17 protein-coding genes are annotated in these 18,151 nt (G+C 56.4%); 11 read left to right on the forward strand and 6 right to left on the reverse strand.

The window, feature by feature from the left end; genetic code table 11:
- The first annotated feature begins 69 nt into the window (after positions 1–69).
- Complete coding sequence (locus L8V22_RS07500) at positions 70–1,245, forward strand: HNH endonuclease signature motif containing protein (protein ID WP_238801592.1); 1,176 nt, start codon at positions 70–72, stop codon at positions 1,243–1,245.
- Here the strand turns inward: L8V22_RS07500 and eno are convergent.
- The 3 genes from eno to L8V22_RS07515 all read right to left on the reverse strand — a co-directional run bounded on the left by eno (position 1,235) and on the right by L8V22_RS07515 (position 3,962).
- On the reverse strand, positions 1,235–2,512 hold the full coding sequence (eno, locus tag L8V22_RS07505; RefSeq protein WP_238801591.1) for a phosphopyruvate hydratase: 1,278 nt from the start codon (positions 2,510–2,512) through the stop codon (positions 1,235–1,237). The genes L8V22_RS07500 and eno overlap by 11 nt on opposite strands.
- A gap of 89 nt (positions 2,513–2,601) precedes the next feature.
- On the reverse strand, positions 2,602–3,363 hold the full coding sequence (locus tag L8V22_RS07510) for a lytic transglycosylase domain-containing protein (protein ID WP_238801590.1): 762 nt from the start codon (positions 3,361–3,363) through the stop codon (positions 2,602–2,604).
- An 11-nt stretch (positions 3,364–3,374) separates the two neighbouring features.
- Positions 3,375–3,962 carry a MazG nucleotide pyrophosphohydrolase domain-containing protein gene (locus L8V22_RS07515; protein WP_238801589.1) on the reverse strand — a complete coding sequence of 196 codons (588 nt, stop codon included), beginning with the start codon at positions 3,960–3,962 and terminating at the stop codon, positions 3,375–3,377.
- Between the two features lie 57 nt (positions 3,963–4,019).
- On the opposite strand from L8V22_RS07515, the gene L8V22_RS07520 reads away from it, so the two are divergent.
- Positions 4,020–5,495, forward strand: a complete 1,476-nt coding sequence (locus L8V22_RS07520; RefSeq protein WP_238801588.1) for an amino acid permease — start codon at positions 4,020–4,022, stop codon at positions 5,493–5,495.
- Here L8V22_RS07520 and mfd read toward each other — a convergent pair whose 3' ends face one another.
- The 3 genes from mfd to L8V22_RS07535 form a co-directional block, all read right to left on the reverse strand.
- Entirely contained in the window at positions 5,496–9,137 is a 3,642-nt protein-coding gene (gene mfd / locus L8V22_RS07525) for a transcription-repair coupling factor (protein ID WP_269966430.1), read from the reverse strand. It abuts the gene before it with no gap.
- Positions 9,138–9,743, reverse strand: a complete 606-nt coding sequence (locus L8V22_RS07530) for a TetR/AcrR family transcriptional regulator (protein WP_238801586.1) — start codon at positions 9,741–9,743, stop codon at positions 9,138–9,140.
- Positions 9,744–10,157: 414 nt separating this feature from the next.
- Positions 10,158–10,355, reverse strand: a complete 198-nt coding sequence (locus L8V22_RS07535) for a CsbD family protein (protein WP_269966431.1) — start codon at positions 10,353–10,355, stop codon at positions 10,158–10,160.
- Positions 10,356–10,602: 247 nt separating this feature from the next.
- Here L8V22_RS07535 and L8V22_RS07540 point away from each other — a divergent pair, with 247 nt between their 5' ends.
- The 9 genes from L8V22_RS07540 (at position 10,603) to L8V22_RS07580 (ending at position 18,072) form a co-directional block, all read left to right on the forward strand.
- A complete protein-coding gene (locus tag L8V22_RS07540) occupies positions 10,603–11,067 on the forward strand; it encodes a phage terminase small subunit (protein WP_023021091.1) in 465 nt (154 codons plus the stop codon).
- A 4-nt stretch (positions 11,068–11,071) separates the two neighbouring features.
- Complete coding sequence (locus tag L8V22_RS07545) at positions 11,072–12,688, forward strand: hypothetical protein (RefSeq protein ID WP_269966432.1); 1,617 nt, start codon at positions 11,072–11,074, stop codon at positions 12,686–12,688.
- Positions 12,685–14,160 (forward strand): phage portal protein, encoded by a 1,476-nt coding sequence (locus tag L8V22_RS07550; protein WP_338028270.1) that lies wholly within the window; start codon positions 12,685–12,687, stop codon positions 14,158–14,160. The genes L8V22_RS07545 and L8V22_RS07550 overlap by 4 nt, the downstream gene beginning before the upstream one ends.
- Positions 14,161–14,886 carry a VG15 protein gene (locus tag L8V22_RS07555; RefSeq protein ID WP_269966434.1) on the forward strand — a complete coding sequence of 242 codons (726 nt, stop codon included), beginning with the start codon at positions 14,161–14,163 and terminating at the stop codon, positions 14,884–14,886. It abuts the gene before it with no gap.
- A 92-nt stretch (positions 14,887–14,978) separates the two neighbouring features.
- Positions 14,979–15,515, forward strand: coding sequence for a hypothetical protein (locus L8V22_RS07560; protein WP_269966435.1), 537 nt, complete (start codon positions 14,979–14,981; stop codon positions 15,513–15,515).
- 30 nt (positions 15,516–15,545) lie between these two features.
- Positions 15,546–15,971, forward strand: a complete 426-nt coding sequence (locus tag L8V22_RS07565; protein ID WP_269966436.1) for a hypothetical protein — start codon at positions 15,546–15,548, stop codon at positions 15,969–15,971.
- Positions 15,972–15,973: 2 nt separating this feature from the next.
- Complete coding sequence (locus L8V22_RS07570) at positions 15,974–17,032, forward strand: major capsid protein (protein ID WP_269966437.1); 1,059 nt, start codon at positions 15,974–15,976, stop codon at positions 17,030–17,032.
- A gap of 18 nt (positions 17,033–17,050) precedes the next feature.
- A complete protein-coding gene (locus tag L8V22_RS07575; protein WP_269966438.1) occupies positions 17,051–17,434 on the forward strand; it encodes a Gp19/Gp15/Gp42 family protein in 384 nt (127 codons plus the stop codon).
- Between the two features lie 347 nt (positions 17,435–17,781).
- Complete coding sequence (locus L8V22_RS07580) at positions 17,782–18,072, forward strand: hypothetical protein (RefSeq protein ID WP_269966439.1); 291 nt, start codon at positions 17,782–17,784, stop codon at positions 18,070–18,072.
- The last annotated feature ends 79 nt before the right edge of the window (positions 18,073–18,151 follow it).

The raw sequence follows: 18,151 nt of genomic DNA on the forward strand, positions 1-18,151 counted from the left end.
CGCAAACTCTTATACTGGTGAACATAAATTCGATTGGGTGTGCGATTTATTCCAGAGGGGGACCATTCCGTGACAGCCAGCGATTCACCACCGAAGAAAGCCTACTTTTCCACTAATAACCTCGACGACACTGTCTGTGTTTTGGCTATGCTCCAACGCATTCAGTCTTGGCAGCTTTACCAAGCCGTGCTCCCACGATTAGAAGACGATGTCGAATGCACCACCGCCGCTCTATCTAAGCGTGTGGGTCTGAGCTACTGGCGAGTTTTATCCGCGCTCCGCTCCCACCTGCGCATGCAAGAATTGCCGTTGACCACGGCGGTGCAAACCGAACATTGGATCCTAGACCTCCCGCGGCTGCACGTAATTGATGCCGAAATTGCCCCGCTTGGCGACGACGCAGAAAGTATTCAACTAGTCGACGCCGCCCTCGCAGACTTCCTCACACCAAAGGAACCTGCGCAGCATGTCCCCACGGAATCTGAAATCCGGAGGTTCTTGCGTGACTATATTGATGGCATCCTCAAGCCGAGTATTGAGAAAGAAATCGAGCGTTCCCTTTCCATCTCCTATTCAAAGGGCCAGGCCACCATCACTTTAAAGACGGATAAGGCCACCGCCAGCGCTATATCGCGTCATATCGACAAAGCAGCGCGAAAAAAGAACATTACCAAGCCAGAGGCACTGGAAGCTCTGATCTTTAATCGCACCCAGACAAAGGTAGTAATCAATACCTATACCGCCGGCGGTGATACTTCTAGGGTGTACCTCCCATCGGCGGGATGGTGCGTCCTTACGGAACACTTAAGCAACTACTCCATGACTCGCGAGCTGTGCCCGCAAGAAACATCCTCGTACGTTCCTACTGAGCAAATCAGGGCATGGGTCCACGGTCGCGATGCCACGTGCCGATGGCCAGGATGCTCCATGCCGGCGCACTATTGCCAGCTTGATCATCGGGTGGAGTACGCGGACGGCGGGCCGACGAGTGTCGACAATTTAGTAACGCTATGTCAGCACCACCACAACGTGAAGACCGATGGTAGAGCTCGATACATCATGGATCCAATAACCGGGGACGTCGCTTGGCTCTTTTCGGACGGCACCTTCGAGATTGACCGCGCCCAAGGACCCTTGGCGCCGCGCACCGTGAATTGGAAGCAAACCTGGCAACAGTACCTAGACATGCGAAAGCGCCCCCGCGGTAATGCGAGGGCGCCGAGAAAGGAAGCGATTAAGCCTTAAAGCGTGGGAATGCAGAGTAGCCGGCGTAGACTGCGCCGTCTCCAAGCTCCTGCTCGATGCGGAGCAACTGGTTGTACTTAGCTACACGCTCGGAGCGGGCTGGAGCACCAGTCTTGATCTGGCCACAGTTTAGCGCAACGGCCAGGTCAGCAATGGTGGTGTCCTCGGTCTCTCCGGAGCGGTGGGACATCATGGTGCGGTAACCATTGCGGTGAGCCAACTCGACAGCATCGAAGGTTTCGGTCAGGGTACCGATCTGGTTGACCTTCACCAGCAGTGCGTTGGCGGCCTTTTTCTCAATGCCCTCCTGCAGGCGAGCAGGGTTGGTCACGAAGAAGTCATCGCCGACAATCTGTACCTTCTCACCGATTGCAGCGGTCAGGGTGGTATAGCCATCCCAATCGTCTTCCTGCAGCGGATCCTCGATGGACACGATTGGGTACTCGTCGATGAGTTCCTCGTAGACCTTGGACATTTCTTCAGCGGTGTGCTCGCCGCCCTCGAAGTGGTACTTGCCATCCTTGAAGAACTCGGAGGAAGCAACGTCGAGCGCTAGAGCTACGTCCTTGCCAGGCTCGAAGCCGGCCTTCTTGATGGCGTCAACGATGACGTCGAGAGCAGCCTTGGTGGAGTCAACGGACGGAGCGAAGCCGCCTTCGTCGCCCAGACCAGTGGACAGGCCCTTGTCCTTCAGCACTGCCTTCAGTGCGTGGTATACCTCGGCACCCATGCGGAGAGCCTCTGCGAAGGACTCAGCACCAATCGGAGCGATCATAAATTCCTGGACGTCAACGCCGGAGTCGGCGTGTGCGCCACCATTGAGGATGTTCATCATCGGCACTGGCAGCACGTGAGCATTCGGGCCGCCGATGTAGCGGTACAGCGGCAAAGCAGCCGACTCTGCAGCGGCCTTAGCTGTGGCGATGGAAACGCCCAAGATAGCGTTAGCGCCAAGCTCGGACTTATTGTCGGTGCCGTCCAGCTTAATCAGTGCCTGGTCGATGAGGCGCTGGTCATCTGCTTCGAAACCAGCAATTTCATCGGCGATTTTCTCGTTGATGTTCTCAACAGCCTTCAGAACACCCTTGCCCTGGTAGCGCTCGTCACCGTCGCGCAGCTCGTGGGCCTCGTGCACGCCGGTAGAGGCACCGGAAGGAACGCCTGCTACGCCACGGGCGCCATCGTCAAGGAATACCTCTGCCTCAACGGTTGGGTTGCCACGGGAATCGAGAATTTCGCGGGCGAAAGTGTGGATGATATCAGCCATGCTGTGTTTCACTCCTCTAATAATGTTCGCTCTGGGCCAACTGGTCCAGCCACGTTCTCAATTGTGACAGAAAACTTTGCTGTGTGACACTACTTGGCTCTCTGCGGAACCGAGTAGGCATTAGCTGCGTGTGCAACTTTCTGCAAATACTCGCTGGACTGATTGTAATTCAGGACCGCTTCCTGCCACTGATCCGGATCAGAGAGATCTCTGTCACCAAAGCACAGAAGGCCAGCGGCGCCGAGTGCGGCGTCATCAATTTGATTGGGATCTGCCTTGCCGTCACCATTGGCATCGGCACCTACCGCTTGCCACGTAGTGGGGATGAATTGCATGGGTCCGACCGCGCGATCGTATTCGGAGTCCCCATCGATTTCACCGTTGTCGGTATCTGGGGTGTGAGCCGTATTGTTCAATCCATCGAGGGCAATGCCGTTTATGGGGGGCTGGGGGTAGCCGGCGTCGTCAAGCTTGGAGGATTTAAACCAATTGCCGTTATAGGTACCGTGGCGGGTTTCGACGAAGCCCAGTCCGGCAAGGGTATTCCACCGCAGATGACAATTGGGCCACTTTTGCTGAGCAATGAGCTCAGCATTGCCATAGGAGCGCAGGGCTGCCGGCGGGATACCGGTTTCCTCGGCTAGGTCAGCGGCCCAGTAAGTGAGCTTATCCGCGGTGCGGCCGGGGGCATTGACGTCAATATGTGCGACCTCCTTGCCTTCCACGGGCGGAATACTGTCCGGTACAGGCTGCTGAGAACTACCGTGTCCCGTCAACAGCCATACCACTAGCGCGATAATCACGACTATGGCCACCCCACAGCCCCCGAATATCTGCACCAGCCTCTTCATGAGAAGCCATCCTACATTCCCTTGCCTTCACGCCACAGCCGCTCTTGCGTGTCGACGTCGACTATCTCCGTTGTGCCATCAAATAGGTACGGGGCACGGGCGCGCATCTTGGTGACGAAGCTCTGGGCGACGTCGTCAAGCGAAAAGGTAGAGATTTCCGCATGGAAAAGTACCTGCAGGAAGATATCGCCCAATTCCTTGAGCATCTCGCTTTCCGGTTCATGGTTGCGCACAGCCCAGACGAATTCGGCGGATTCTTCTTCGAGATAAGGCAGGAGCGAGGCGTGAGTTTGCTCGCGCTCCCACTCACCGATGCGCCGCGCGGTGGCCATAGTCTGGCGCGCCTGCATGACTGGATCAGCGAGGGATTCAGCGCGAATGACGGGCTCGCCGGTTGCAAGGCGGGCGCGAGTTTCGGGATCGTGTTCATCGGTGCTGACCAAGGTTCCGATGGCGTCCTCCCCCACCAGGAGATCGGAAAAATTCCACCGCACGGACACCGGCACCTCACCGGTGAAAATAACAGGGCCACGCAACTTCCCGTGTGCCTGCATGGGGATCATGGTGGGCCAGCGTTCATCGAGCAACAGCACAGTCATGTGCACAAAGTCTAGCCCGAGTTCCCATTATGGGGCTATTCAAGGTATTTTAGGCCAATGACCTCCAGCCAGACTAAATCCCACTCCGTGACGTTGTGGACCCTCGTCGCGCTGATTATCGGATCCACCGTGGGCGCGGGAATTTTCTCGCTGCCCCAAAACATTGCCTCCGTTGCCGGCCCAGGCGCGATGCTCATTGGCTGGCTGGTCGCGGGCGTCGGCATGCTTTCTGTAGCTTTTGTTTTCCAGATTTTGGCCCGCCGCAAGCCGCACCTTGATTCTGGCGTTTATTCTTATGTGCGCGCCGGCTTGGGCGATTTTATTGGTTTTACCTCCGGCTGGGGCTATTGGCTGGGCTCCGTTATGGCGCAGGTAGGGTATGCCACCCTCTTTTTCAATACGGTAGGCCATTACCTGCCGCTTTTCGACGCCGACCATTACTGGACCTCCGCCATTGCCGTCTCCCTACTTTCTTGGGGCATCTTCGCAGTGCTTGCCCGTGGCCTCAAGCAGGCCGCGTTTATGAACCTCATCACCACGATTGCCAAGATTGTGCCCATCCTGGCCTTTGTGGTGCTCATTGCCTTTCTTGGATTCAGCTGGGATACATTCACCTTGGACTTCTGGGGGCGCGCTTCCGAAGCCAGCGTCTTCGAGCAGGTCCAGGGAATCATGCTCTTTACCGTGTGGGTCTTTATCGGTGTTGAGGGCGCCTCCGTCTATTCCAAGCAGGCCGCTAAGCGCACCGATGTTGGCCGCGCGACCGTGATTGGGTTCTTCTCCGTGCTGGCGCTGTTGGTGTCTGTGTCTACCTTAAGCTTTGGCGTCATGACCAAGGAAGAACTAGCCGCGCTACCAGATAATTCCATGGCTTCTGTGCTCACTGAAGTTATCGGCCCCTGGGGCGGCGCACTAGTGTCCATCGGGCTGTGCTTGTCGGTATTAGGTGCCTACGTGTCCTGGCAGATGTTATGCGCCGAACCCATCGTGATGATGGCCATCGATGGCCTGATCCCCCGCCGCATTGGCACCATCAACGTGGCGGGTGCGCCGTGGGTAGCACAGCTAATTTCCACGATGGCCATCCAGCTATTCATCATCGTCTTCTACCTCAACGAGGCGTCTTATAACGCCATGGTGCAGCTAGCGACCATCATGTATCTGCTACCGTATATCTTTTCTTCCCTGTACCTATTGCTTCTGACGTTGCGTGGCAAGGGGCTGTCTCACCCGCAGGCGGGCATCAAGTTCGATCTTTCCGGACCAGAGGTAAACCGCAAGGAAAATCGCAAGCACTTGATGATCTCTTTGCTCGCGTTCATCTATTCCCTGTGGCTGATTTACGCGGCCGATCCCGTCTACGTCCTCCTCGGCGCGCTGGCCGTAGTACCCGGCCTTATCCCCTATGTCGGTACCCGTTTGTGGAAGAAGGAACGCATTTTTAACACGTTCGAGTGGTGCGTGGTGGCCATTGTCTTGGCCGGTGCCGCCGCCGCCATTTGGGGCTTGAGCACCGGCTGGCTCACGCTCTAGCTACTCCCCTACGCTCACCACCTTCGAGGAGCTGGGTTGGGCGCCGCTGACGTTGACGGGAGCGACGTCGAAAAGCGCGCTCAAGAAATCCGCCGCCCATTGAATGAGCTCGGTATCGCGCAGCTTCGGCGAGGTAACATTGCGCCCCGCCTTCGGGAACGGCACATTGATGGCCTTCGCCGCCGCGCGGAAGCTGGATCCCGGATACAGTCGCTTAAGTCGCACCTGCTTGGAGTCCGGCAGCTCCACTGGGTGGAACTTGATGCGGGTACCTTGCACGGTGATATCCGATACCCCGGCGCGGCGCGCCTGGTGGCGCAGGCGGGCTACCGAAAGCAGGCGCAGGACCTCTTGTGGCAGCGGACCGAAGCGGTCTTCCATTTCCTCGATAATGGCCTTGAGATCGTCATTATCCTGCGAGGCCGCAAGCTTGCGGTAGACCTCCAGGCGCAGGCGCTCAGAATCGATATAAGCCTCTGGGATATGCGCGTCCACGGGGAGATCGATACGGATTTCTTTCGGCCCCTTATCCGTCACGGTAGGAGCTTCGCCGCGAGCGAGAGATTTGAAGGTTTCTACCGCCTCGCCAACAAGGCGGACGTAAAGGTCGAAGCCAACGCCGGCAATGTGGCCGGACTGCTGGGCGCCGAGCACGTTACCGGCACCACGCATCTCCAAATCCTTCATGGCTACTGCCATACCCGCACCAAGGTCATTGTTTTGAGCGATGGTGGCTAGGCGGTCATAGGAGGTTTCCGTAAGCGTAGCCCCCTTCGGGTACAGGAAGTAGGCATAGCCGCGCTCACGGGAACGGCCCACACGCCCGCGCAGCTGGTGCAGCTGGGACAGGCCCATATGGTGGGCGTTTTCCACAATGAGGGTATTGGCGTTGGCGATATCCAAGCCGGTTTCCACGATGGTGGTACACACCAGAACGTCATACTCGCGGTCCCAAAAGCCCTGGACGGTCTGCTCCAGCACTTCCTCGTTCATCTGGCCGTGCGCGACGACGATGCGGGCCTCAGGTACCAAGTCACGCAGCTCGCGGGCCTTCTTTTCAATATCAGAGACTTTATTGTGGATGAAGAAGGTTTGACCATCGCGCAGCAGCTCGCGGCGGATGGCAGCCGCAACCTGTTTATCCTCATAGGCGCCAACGTAAGTCAGCACTGGGTGGCGGTCTTCTGGAGGGGTCAAAATGGTAGACATCTCGCGGATACCGGCCATCGACATCTCCAGGGTGCGCGGAATAGGCGTAGCGGACATGGTGAGCACGTCCACGCTGGATTTAAGAGCCTTGATGTGTTCCTTGTGCTCCACGCCAAATCGCTGCTCCTCGTCCACGACGATGAGACCGAGATTCTTCCAGTGCACGCCGGTCTGCAGGAGGCGATGCGTGCCGACGACGATATCGACACTGCCGTCGGCCAATCCCTGGAAGACTTCCTTGGCTTCCTTCTTTGAGGTAAAGCGCGAGAGCACCTCAATCTTGACGGGGAATCCGGTCATGCGCTCGCTGAAGGTATCAAAGTGCTGTTGCGCCAACAGCGTGGTGGGCACCAAAACGGCAACCTGCATACCGTCTTGCACGGCCTTAAAGGCAGCGCGGATGGCCACCTCGGTTTTGCCATAGCCCACGTCGCCAACGACGACGCGATCCATCGGCACCGTGGACTCCATATCGTGCTTGACGGCGTCGATAGCAAGCATCTGGTCCTCGGTTTCGACGAAGGGGAAATTATCCTCCATCTCCGCCTGCCATGGATTATCCGGGGCGAACTGGTGACCCGGCGCGGCCTGACGCTTGGCGTAGAGCTCTACCAGCTCACCAGCGATTTCGCGCACCGCGGCGCGCGCCTTCTTCTTGGTGTTCTTCCAATCGGAACCACCCATCTTGGAAAGGTGGGGCGATTCGCCTCCGGTGTATTTACTCAGCAGATCTAGCGAGTCCATGGGGACCCAAAGCTGATCGGCGGGCTGACCGCGTTTGGAGGGGGCGTATTCGAGAACAATATATTCGCGGCGGCTGGTTTCATCGCCGGATTGGATGGTGCGCTCGGCCATCTTTAAAAATTTGCCGATGCCGTGGGGTTCGTGCACCACAAAATCGCCCTGTTTTAGGGCAAGCGGGTCGACCTTATTGCGGCGCTTGGCAGGGCGCCTTTTTGCTTCGGCAATATCGCCTACGCGGTTGCCAGTCAGGTCGGTTTCGGTGACGACAACCAGTGGGAGGGCCTCAGCATCCTTTGGCTTTTTCACCTTGGGGAACACCAAGCCGGCGTGGCTCAGAGCTTGGTAGAGAGTAACTTCCCCCGCGCTAGGTTCCCAGCCAGGGGTAGCAATCTTAGTGCGGATACCTTTTTCCGCGAAGCGATCCACCATGCGTTTGATAGCGCCCTGCGCCGGAGCGATGAAGGCTGCGCGGCCGCCGGCATTGGTATGCGCGAGCAGTTGGGCCATCATGGCGTCGATCTCTTCAATATTGCCGCGCGGGGTGGGCCCTGGCTCGAATTCGAGTGGGAGGGTCTCCTCCTCTGGGGCAGCGAGCATTCCCGGTGGGGAGAAGGTCCACAAAGGCAGGCCGGACTCGTGGATGGAAACCTCGAGCGATTCATAGGAGCGGTAGCTCGAGGCCTCGGTATCGAGTCCTTCGGTTGCCAACGGGCCATCAGCACCCATGGCCGCGGCTTCCCATCCAGCAGCCAGGAATTCAGCATCGGTCTTTTCTAGATCCGCGACGCGGCGGCGAATCTTTTCCGGGCCGACCATCACCACGTGGGTGGTGGGGCGGAGGAACTCGGGAAGGGTGATCATGGGGGCGTCGGAAAGCGCGGGCAGGAGAGCTTCCATGCCCTCGGCCGGAATGTGCTCACTAACCTTGGTCAAAAGCTCCACCAAGGCGGGATTGCCCGGGTGCTTGACCGCGAGATCGGCCGCGCGTGCTGCGATGGTATCCGTAATGGGAAGCTCCCGGGCCGGGAAAATATCTACGCGGCCCATCTCGATTTCTGGGATAGTGCGCTGGTCGGCCACGGAAAACTGGCGAATATCGGTAATCTCATCGCCCCAAAACTCCACGCGGACCGGATAATCCAGCGTGGTGGGGAAAATATCAATAATGCCGCCGCGAGTGGCATATTCGCCGCGCTTGGCCACCATGTCCACGTGCTTATAAGCGCGGAACTCGAGCTCACGGACCACCTCATCAAAGTCGTACTCCTGCTCTTCTTCGAGACAAACGGGAGTACGGCCTTCTACATCCTTGAGAATGGGCTGGGAAAGTCCGCGGGCAGCGGTAACAATGACCTGCAGGCTACCGAGGTTGTGTATCACCTCGGCACGGCGGCCAATGATGTCTACGCCAGGGCTCAGACGCTCATGCGGCAGTGTCTCCCATGCGGGGAACATGGCCACTTTCTCCCCCAGCATCGCCGTTAGCTCCGCCGTGAGATCTTCCGCCTCACGGCTAGTGGCGGTCACCACGAGCACTGGGGCATGATGGGCCAAAGTGCCCAGGGCCCACGGCCGAGACTGATCCAAGCCGGTGATGTGGAGATCTTCCCCCACATGGGAAATCATGCCCTTAAGCTTGGGGTCCGAGGCCGCTACCTTGAGCAGGCCAGCCAGCATTGGGGTCGCCATCTATTTGCCTCCTAGCTTGGGCTTTACTTCCATACCGGACAAACCGTTCCAGCATAGATTGACAATATGCGTGGCGACGACTTCCTTGTCCGGGTTGCGCTCATCCAGCCACCATTGCGCCGTGGTAGAAACCATTCCCACCAATGCTTGGCCATAAATATCTGCCAAATCTGGATCGATGCCTCGGTGCTCGAAAGCTTCCCGCAGGATATAAGACACCTGTCCCACTGCGGAATTCAACAGTGTGGAGAAACTGCGTTCATCGCCTGGCTTGGCATCGCGCACCAGGATGAGGAATCCATCGGTTTCTTCCTCAACATAGGTCAAGATGGCCATGACGGCCTGCTCGATGCGTTCGCGCCAGCTGCCATTTTCCAAAGAATCAGTAATGACCTTTTCCAGGGCCAACATCTCGCGGTCAATGACGACCGCGTAGAGGCCTTCCTTGCCCCCAAAATGCTCATAGACAACGGGCTTGGATACCCCAGCGCGAGCCGCGATCTCTTCGACACTGGCCCCTTCAAACCCTAATTCCGCAAATGCGGTGCGTCCGATGGAAATGAGTTGTTCGCGGCGTTCCCGGCCGGTCATCCTTTGTCGAGCCATGCCCTCTACCCTATCCTTTGCCACGCAATTTGTGATTTACCCGGGGGCGTCAGGTACGCTATGCCTACAGCATTCGCTGTGTTTCCCCATGGTGTAATCGGCAACACTACGGTTTTTGGTACCGTCATTCTAGGTTCGAGTCCTGGTGGGGAAGCTTTTTCATGTCCCCCTCTACCAGCAAAAACGCTGGTGAGAGGGGGTTTCTTAGTTTTTGGCTTCCAGTCGTTTCCAGTCGTTTCCAGCCGTTTCCAGTGGCTTATGTCGTCAAAATGTCGTCAAAATGTCGTCACAAAAACAGGACCAAAACCCCAGCTCCACCACCCCATTCACACCGACAAACACACCCCACAGGCAAAATAAAACCCGCCCTGTCGACATTCAGTCAACAAGACGGGGCTAAATGCAGCGAGAAAACTACTTCTTCAGGTCACCAAGAAACTTATTAAAACCATCCTTGATGTGCTGACCCGCATCATGAAGCTTTTCCTTAGCCTCCGACGTAGCCTGCTCGCCCTTACCCTCGTTAGCCATTTCCTCATTATCAGTAGCCTCACCGTAGGCCTCCTTGGCCTTTCCGACGAGATTATCTTTCTTGTTTTCAATGTCACCCATGATTAGCTCCTTACTTTCGTTTCGGGGTGGATAATTGTAAATATACCGTCACTTACCTGGCCCGAATATGATTATTGCCACTTAAAACCCAAAATCACGAGTACATCACCTCCAGCAATAAAAATGACTCCGAGCCGAAACAATATCGACCCGGAGCCATCTCCCCCGAAGGCAGCTGCCAACACAAATGATAGCACACTATAATAGAACTGGACAGCTAATAGAACTTAAAACTACGGGGGAAATAATGGCAGGACGTGGTCCCGCACCGAAGAATCCAAAATCACGTGCGAGAAGAAACCAGCAAAATATCGAACAACGAGAAATTGTTGTCACTTTCGTACCGCAGCCCAAGCTCACCGACATCTACGGCCCTACCAATCCGGCCACAGACGAGCCCTGGACAAACCAAACACTCCGCTTTTGGGACACCTTGTCCGAATTTCCACCATTGAAGACTCAAGGCCTCCAAGAAACTCAGTGGCTCGATTTAGCACGCACCATGATTCTTGATGACGCCTACAACCGCGGCGATACTAAATTAGGCCCAGAACGCCGCCTGCAACTCGCCCAATACGGCATTACGCCTGACAGTCTTGCCCGCCACCGCATTACCATGGCAACCGCAGACGAAGCTGAAGATAAGCGCCGCGCTTCCCGCGCTGCAGCAGACGTACGCGGCCGCTACCGTAGCCTGAAGGCGGTGGACTAAACCCATGCCCTTTAAACCCCGAGAGCCCGGAGAATTCCCCTCACTTGGTTGGGAATGTTTAGCGTGGATTGAAGAAAACCTCGCCCAGCCAGACTGCGCCGAGTACCAGCCCCTGGTGCTCACGCCTGAGCAGGCTCGCTTTATTCTTCGCTACTACAAGCTCGACCCTGAAACTGGACAACGTGTCTATACACGCGGGATTCTCTCCCGCCCCAAAGGCTGGGGTAAATCACCAATTATGGGCGCTATTGGCGCGCTCGAAGCACTAGGACCAGTGTGCTTCGGCGGGTGGGATGCATCAGGGCAGCCCGTGGGAGTTCCATGGTCTGAATTCACCACGCCAAAAGTACAGTTTGCCGCGGTCAACGAGGACCAATCCAAGAATGCCTATGGACCATTGCTAGAGATGCTGCGGGATGGGCCGGCTATGCGAAATTATGACATTGACCCTATGGAGACGTTTGTCGCTCTTCCTAAAGGCCGCATAGAATTCATTACCGCGGGCGCATTGTCAAAGGAGGGCGGACGGCCTGTGTGGTTTTCCGCCGACCAGACGGAGGCGTGGACTCGGAGCAACGGTGGTGTGAAGCTAGCTGCCGTGCTTCGTCGCAACACAGGCAAGCTAGGTGGTCATTCTATCGAGACTCCTAACGCCTATAGGCCTGGCAGTGGCTCGGTTGCTGAGGAAACGTTTAAAGCTCTCGAGCTGCAGCAGCAGGGGCGGCTTAAGCGAGAAACGATTCTGGTAGACCACCGAGAAGCCCCTGAGGATACGGACTTAGCTGACCATGATTCCCTTTACCGCGGGCTGGTTCATGCTTATGGCGACTCGGCTAAAGATAATGGTGGCTGGGTTGATATTGAGCGCATCATTACCGAGATTTGGGACCCATCGACCGACCCTGCAGATGCGCGCCAGTTTTATTTGAACCAGATTGTCTCTTCGTCCGATTCTTTCCTCTCCCACCTCGAGGTAGATGCCATTGAGGATAGGGATAAGGCTGTACAGCCAGGCGACAAGATTGTGTTGGGCTTTGACGGCTCAAGAGGTCGTGTGCGTGGTAATGCGGATGCGACCGCGCTAATTGGCATGCGCGTAACAGATGGTCATCTGTTCGAAGTTGCAGTATGGCAGTCTAAGAACCCACGAGACCCGGACTGGGAGCCAGATACGCGCCAGGTAGATGCAGTAGTGCGTGATTGTTTCTCTCGTTATCGTGTCGTCGGCATGTACTGCGACCCATCCGGATGGACTGAGCATGTTTCAGCGTGGGAAGCAGAATTCGCCCCGAAGCTAAAGGTTAAGGCCACCTCGTCGCATCCGTTGATGGCGTGGCCGCGGGGTAAAAGTGCCGCGGTGTACCAATCACTAAGCGAGTTTAGGCAGGCGGTAGTCAACCGCGACATTACCTACGACGGTGGACCGTATTTGCGCGCACACTTGTTGAACGCGAAGCGCAGGGAAACACGTACTGGATATTTGCTTTATAAGTCGTCACCGGAGTCTGCTGATAAAATTGACGCAGCGTATGCAGCAGTCATGGCCTATAAGTGCTACTTGGATGCTGTGTCTCGAGGGGTGTCAAAGCCGAAGAAGAAGAGGGGGTCATTCGTTTTATGATTCGGGGGCTAACGCAAAATGAAGAAGACATTCTAGGTGTATTAACGACTGAGGTCACAGGACACCGGCAGGGTAATAAGCAGCTGGCGTCCTACTATGATGGGACGCATCGTGTGCAGCGCATTGGCGTGGCTGTGCCTCGTACATTGTCGGATATTGGGGTTGTTTCCGGATGGCCGGCAACCGTAGTGGATACCTACGGTGATTTGCTACGCATGGATGGGTTCATCTCTCCTGACTATGGCGAAGAGATGCGGCTAGTCACACGTCGGTTCAATGTTCCGCTTCGAGTCTCTGAAGCTATCTTGGACATGTTGATTTTCGGTCTGGGTCTACTAGCTGTAGAGCCCGACCCACACGGCGTATTCCGCCTGCGGTCAGTATCGCCCTTATCTGGCTCACTGCTGTGGGATGACGCCACAAACGGGCCAGTGGCCGGGTACCGCCGCTCTGGGGTTAATTCCGACGGCGTGTACCGCGAAGTGCTCTACCTGCAGGGCGAAGTCATCGTTATTTCCAAAGACTCAACCGACATGGGCACGGTGCGCTCAGTGGAGCGATTCGACGTTCCTGGAGGCGGGTTCCCGATGTTCAGACTGCGCAATCGCCTGCGCACTTCGCATTGGTCTGGACAATCAGAAATTACCCCAGCCGTGCGGTATCTTACCGACGCTGCCGCCCGTACTTTGGAAAACATGGAGTACAATTCCGAGTTTTATGCTTCTCCTCAACGCTGGGCCACCGGCGCCTCACCCGAGGACTTCGGATACGACCCGGAAGGCATGACGGAGTTCGACCGCGTTGAAATGGGCTGGCGTACCTCTATCGGCAAGATGCTTGTCATCAATGGCGATGAGGACGACCCCAAGCAGCCCAGCGTCGGACAATTCGCGTCGTCTCCTCCTACTCCATTTATCGAGCAGGTACGTGCCTATTCTCAGTTGATTGCTTCTGAGTCGAAGATTCCTGCACAGTATTTTGGTTTCATGACGGAAAATCCGCCCTCGGGTGACTCGATTCGTGTGTGGAAAGAGCAACTGATTCGCGCCTCTGAAATTAAGACGGAGTTAATGAATCCGGATTTGCTGGAGCTGGCCCGCGTGCTAGTGCAGGTGGCTGACCTCGACCAGGACGTCGACATTGAGGACCTCGTCGACGGGCTCGAAGTGGATTGGCGTGACCCGGCTACTGCGTCCAAGGCTGCTGATGCTGATTGGGCTCTAAAACTACTAACTTCCGGAGTACTCGCACCTGATTCCGAAGTACTGCTGAAGAACCTGCATTTTTCAGCCGCCGACCGACTCCAAATCGAGCAGGAAAACCGCAGTAAACGCCTATCACAACTGGCAAAGGTGCTACAGGCCTCGACACCTCAAGACCAAGAAAATACCGAATCGCCACGCCAAAACTCCGAAAAGGTGGCACCGTCACCGCGTGAAAACGCCAGCGACGACGCCAGGCAGGAACGCTAAATGAACGCAGTAGACCCACAACGGCCTTGGTCCTCAATCACACCCGTCGTCGACTCCATCGCCCGCCAGGCCATTACGGACCTCAACTCACGCGCCCTCGTGATACCGGACTTGACGGCGGACCCTTACCGACAAAAAGAACTCCTCCGGCAAATGGTGCGCGAAACCATCGACTCCTACGGCACCGCCGTCTCCGACGCCACAATGGCGTGGCTAGAAGAACAGGAAGACTACATGGGAATGCGGCCGGTGGAATGGAAACCTCAGCGAGTGGATTCCCAGCAGGTTGAAGCCCGGATGGCACATGATTTCGCACCGCTGTTTTTTGAGGAGCAAGGTTACAATCGCACGTTGAATTCGATGGGGTTTATCGTCGCTGATGAATTGTATTCCAGGCAGCGTAAAAACACTGAGCATACGGCGTGGAAAGGCGGGGGTTCGTGGGCTCGCGTTGCGCATCCTGGGGCATGTGCTTTTTGCACCCTTTTGGCCTCTCGCGGTTTTGATTACACGTCCCGGTCTACTGCTGGTGGTGGGTATTCCGGTGCTCACTTTCATGACCATTGCCGGTGCCTTGTGATATGCCGTAAACGCGGCCATGTTGAGCTTCCAGAATCGACGATTAGAGCGCAAAAGATTTATAAAAAGGCCCTGGAAGAAGTTGACAGCACGAATCCGGATGCTGTGCTGAAGGTTATGCGCCAGGTGGGTGACCTGAGCAAATGAACACGTGTGCTATTATTTTGGGTGGTTACGGTTTGTATCCGGAAGGGATGAATGAGGCCGTAGTCCACAAACTGAACATTTAGGGGGAGACTGTGCCGCACGAGGACGCACGCACTGACAAGTCCGAAAAGGACACCACCAGCGTGGATGCTGCCACCAACGCCGCAAAGGCTGAATCCGAAACCGCACCACCCGACTACCGTAAAAAGTACGAGGACATGCGGTCCCACTCTCGCACGTGGGAAACCCGGGCGGAAAAATCATTAGCGCAAGTTGAGCAGCTTACCGCGGATAAAGAGAAACTCGAATCCACGATTAAAGACCTACAATCCGAGCTCTCTACGGCCCATAGGCAAGTTGAAGATGCTCAGCACAATCGTGATTTGATTATCCACATCGCGGCACTCGGCGGCGACGTAGAGCAACTATTCGATTCGAAAAGCTTCTGCGCAGCTGTCGATGAGCTCGACGCTGACGATGACGATTTTGAATCCACGCTTAAAGACCTCATCGGTAAGCACTCCCCCGCCGTCCCTACATCGTCGCGGCTTACCTGGGAATCACCTAATCAGGGCATTTCTCGGGGTGAGGAGCTGTGGCAAAGGCGTAAAAAGCGCCAGGGGGCGTAGTCCGCATTCATCACATCATCGGGGGATATTATGCACTTTCGGCCAGAATTTGACCGTTACTCTCCCAGCGACCTGTCGTGGCTGGGCTCTCGCCACGCAGTAGATAACGCCGAAACCGGCACGCTGGGCGAGAAGACTACCCATATTCGCACGTCCGTCCTGCCCTCTGGCACCGCCTTGCACCGCGAAGGCGACTACTGGGTGCCAGTGACGTCAAAGGCGCAGTCCGTGGACGGGTTTCTGCTAACGGACCAGGACAACAATCCAGGCGAGGTTGTGCCGATTGTCTGGCACGGCCGTGTTCGCATTGACCGCCTTCCGGATTCCAACAACCGCGTGAACATCGCAGATTGCGACCACGCAGAGTTCACATTCGTGCACGAACCGCACGGTTCCTTGTGGAATGAGGATGGCTCCACCAACTTCGATGCCATCGGCGACGTACGGGAGGATTAATCATGGGTTCTACGCAAATTTGGAACGAGGTCCTCTCGCCTGAGGACCTGACTATCTACGCAAACCACTACCTGAACGACCTGCAGGCCGCCGGCGGCTCCCTGTCAGCTTACTTCCCAGACCAGCTGATAAACGATACGTTCTTCAGCTGGATGACCGAGCAGGACACCGGACGCCTGGCTGAGGTGCGCTCTGCAGACGCTGAGACGCCGATTGGCTCCATGGGCGGCGGCCAGAAGGCCATGATGCAGATGCCTCTGATTGGTCAGAAGGTCCGCATCAACGAGATGGACCAGCTGCGTAGCTTCCACCAGGGAGATTCCCACTTCCGGGAAGATGACATGACCAAGGCCACCGAGACGGTTGTCCGCGCAGTTGCTAACCGCGTCGAGGTCGCCCGCGGTGACGTTCTCACCACCGGCCGTGTCCGCTATATCGAAAATGGCGCCATCGTCGACGCCGGCATTGGCCGCGATGAGGAATTCGAGGTCACCCCGAAGAAGCACTGGGATGACCAGGACTCCGGCGCCCTGGAAGACATCATCTCGTGGGCTATGGCCTACGAGGATGCCAACGGTACCAAGCCGGGCACCATTATTGCCTCGCCGAAGGTTATCCAGAAGCTGCAGACGAATAAGCAGTTCCGCGATGCGGCCAACACTACGGGCGAATTGGCGCGCGTATCGTCTGGCGCTATCAACGCCGTGCTGCAGGACCAAGGCCTTCCGGGGATTACGTCGTATTCTCGTTCTGTGCGTGATGGTAAGGCTGCGCGCCGAATTCTCGATGAGAATACACTGTACTTCCTGCCTCCGGAGACTCAGTCTGGTCTGCTGGGCTATACCGTGTGGGGCCAGACGGTGGAGATGCACTCTCCGGAGTACAACCTGTCTGGCGCTGGTCAGATTGCGGTGGGCGCTTGGCGTGAGAACGACCCGATGGCGTATTGGGTTCGTGCTAACTGTGCTGTTCAGCCGATTCTGACGAATCCGAATATGGCCATGGTTGCTCACGTGGTTAAGCCTGGTCCGGCGAAGAAGGCTGGCCGTAGCGCTAAGTAGTCCTGTTTGGGGGTTCATGTGGACACGTACTGCACGATTCGTGACGTTACTGACCGTTTAACCATTGAGCCGGATAAGGACGATAAACGTCTTATTGTGGCGATGGTTGATGAAGCTATGGTTGCTATTGATGCTTATTTGGGTAAGCATTTTGATGAGTCAGTTCCGGCGGCGGTTCGTGTGGTGTGTGCTCGTGTGGCTGCCCGCGCTGTCTCTCGTGGCTTGTCGTCTGCTCCTGTGGGTGCTGAGTCTCAGTCGTTTACTGCTGGGCCGTTTTCTACGAGTCAGAGTTTCGGGTCGAATTCGAATGCTGGCGGCGTTTTCTTAACGGCTGAGGATAAACGTATGCTGCGCTCGGTTAGGGGTGGTCGTCGTGGCGCGTTCACGGTCTCACTCTACTAAGTCGGGGTACCCACTCCCCTACACTGTGCAGGTTCGCCGTCGTGAGGACTCGGGGGAAGATTCTTTCGGTAATCCGGTAACCAGATGGGGTGGTCCTCAGGTTGTGCGGGTTGCTGGTTGGTCTATTAGTGATTCTCCAGAATTCGGCCCAGATGATGAGGACGTTCGACGTGTGGATTGGGCGGGGTCGTTGTTCACTCTTCCTGGTGAAGTGTTTGCTGGCGATTTGGTCCATCTGGGCGGTGTTGATTTCGTGATTGCTGATGGTGGTCATGATTTCACGCATGGGCCGTGGTGGGACCCGGGCTTGGCGGAGTATAAGCTGCGTATTTTTGAGGGGGTTGAGCGTGGCTGACAGCTTTAAGTTCAAGATGAATCACCAGTTTTTTAATCGCGTGCTCAAAGAATCATCGGAGACTAAGCATCTGGTTGATAACAAAGCCGAGGAGTTCCGGTCGAAGGTCGGCGAGCACTACGTCGTCAAGGAAGCGGAACCTGGTCATCGTAGGTGGCGTGCGCTTATCGTGCCGACTCCGTATGACTGGGAGGCCTACGGTCACGAGAAGAAGCATAATGCTTTGCAAAAGGCTGTGGGTGCCTACCCGGTCGCGTCGAAGTCACCGAAGAAGGGAGATTAAGTAATGCGGCATCCATCTGCGATTGTTGTCTCATGCTTAAAGCGGTGGCTTAAAGGTTCCGAGTTCGACGGAGTGCATG

This window comes from Corynebacterium yonathiae (assembly GCF_027570195.1).
Lineage (GTDB): Bacteria > Actinomycetota > Actinomycetes > Mycobacteriales > Mycobacteriaceae > Corynebacterium > Corynebacterium yonathiae.

What these genes read in the sequence shown, in the direction of transcription:
- eno (WP_238801591.1), bottom strand. Translation starts at nt 2,512, where the DNA reads ATGGCTGATATCATCCACACTTTCGCCCGCGAAATTCTCGATTCCCGT.
- L8V22_RS07510 (WP_238801590.1), bottom strand. Translation starts at nt 3,363, where the DNA reads ATGAAGAGGCTGGTGCAGATATTCGGGGGCTGTGGGGTGGCCATAGTC.
- L8V22_RS07515 (WP_238801589.1), bottom strand. Translation starts at nt 3,962, where the DNA reads ATGACTGTGCTGTTGCTCGATGAACGCTGGCCCACCATGATCCCCATG.
- L8V22_RS07520 (WP_238801588.1), top strand. Translation starts at nt 4,020, where the DNA reads ATGACCTCCAGCCAGACTAAATCCCACTCCGTGACGTTGTGGACCCTC.
- mfd (WP_269966430.1), bottom strand. Translation starts at nt 9,137, where the DNA reads ATGGCGACCCCAATGCTGGCTGGCCTGCTCAAGGTAGCGGCCTCGGAC.
- L8V22_RS07530 (WP_238801586.1), bottom strand. Translation starts at nt 9,743, where the DNA reads ATGGCTCGACAAAGGATGACCGGCCGGGAACGCCGCGAACAACTCATT.
- L8V22_RS07535 (WP_269966431.1), bottom strand. Translation starts at nt 10,355, where the DNA reads ATGGGTGACATTGAAAACAAGAAAGATAATCTCGTCGGAAAGGCCAAG.
- L8V22_RS07540 (WP_023021091.1), top strand. Translation starts at nt 10,603, where the DNA reads ATGGCAGGACGTGGTCCCGCACCGAAGAATCCAAAATCACGTGCGAGA.
- L8V22_RS07545 (WP_269966432.1), top strand. Translation starts at nt 11,072, where the DNA reads ATGCCCTTTAAACCCCGAGAGCCCGGAGAATTCCCCTCACTTGGTTGG.
- L8V22_RS07550 (WP_338028270.1), top strand. Translation starts at nt 12,685, where the DNA reads ATGATTCGGGGGCTAACGCAAAATGAAGAAGACATTCTAGGTGTATTA.
- L8V22_RS07555 (WP_269966434.1), top strand. Translation starts at nt 14,161, where the DNA reads ATGAACGCAGTAGACCCACAACGGCCTTGGTCCTCAATCACACCCGTC.
- L8V22_RS07565 (WP_269966436.1), top strand. Translation starts at nt 15,546, where the DNA reads ATGCACTTTCGGCCAGAATTTGACCGTTACTCTCCCAGCGACCTGTCG.
- L8V22_RS07570 (WP_269966437.1), top strand. Translation starts at nt 15,974, where the DNA reads ATGGGTTCTACGCAAATTTGGAACGAGGTCCTCTCGCCTGAGGACCTG.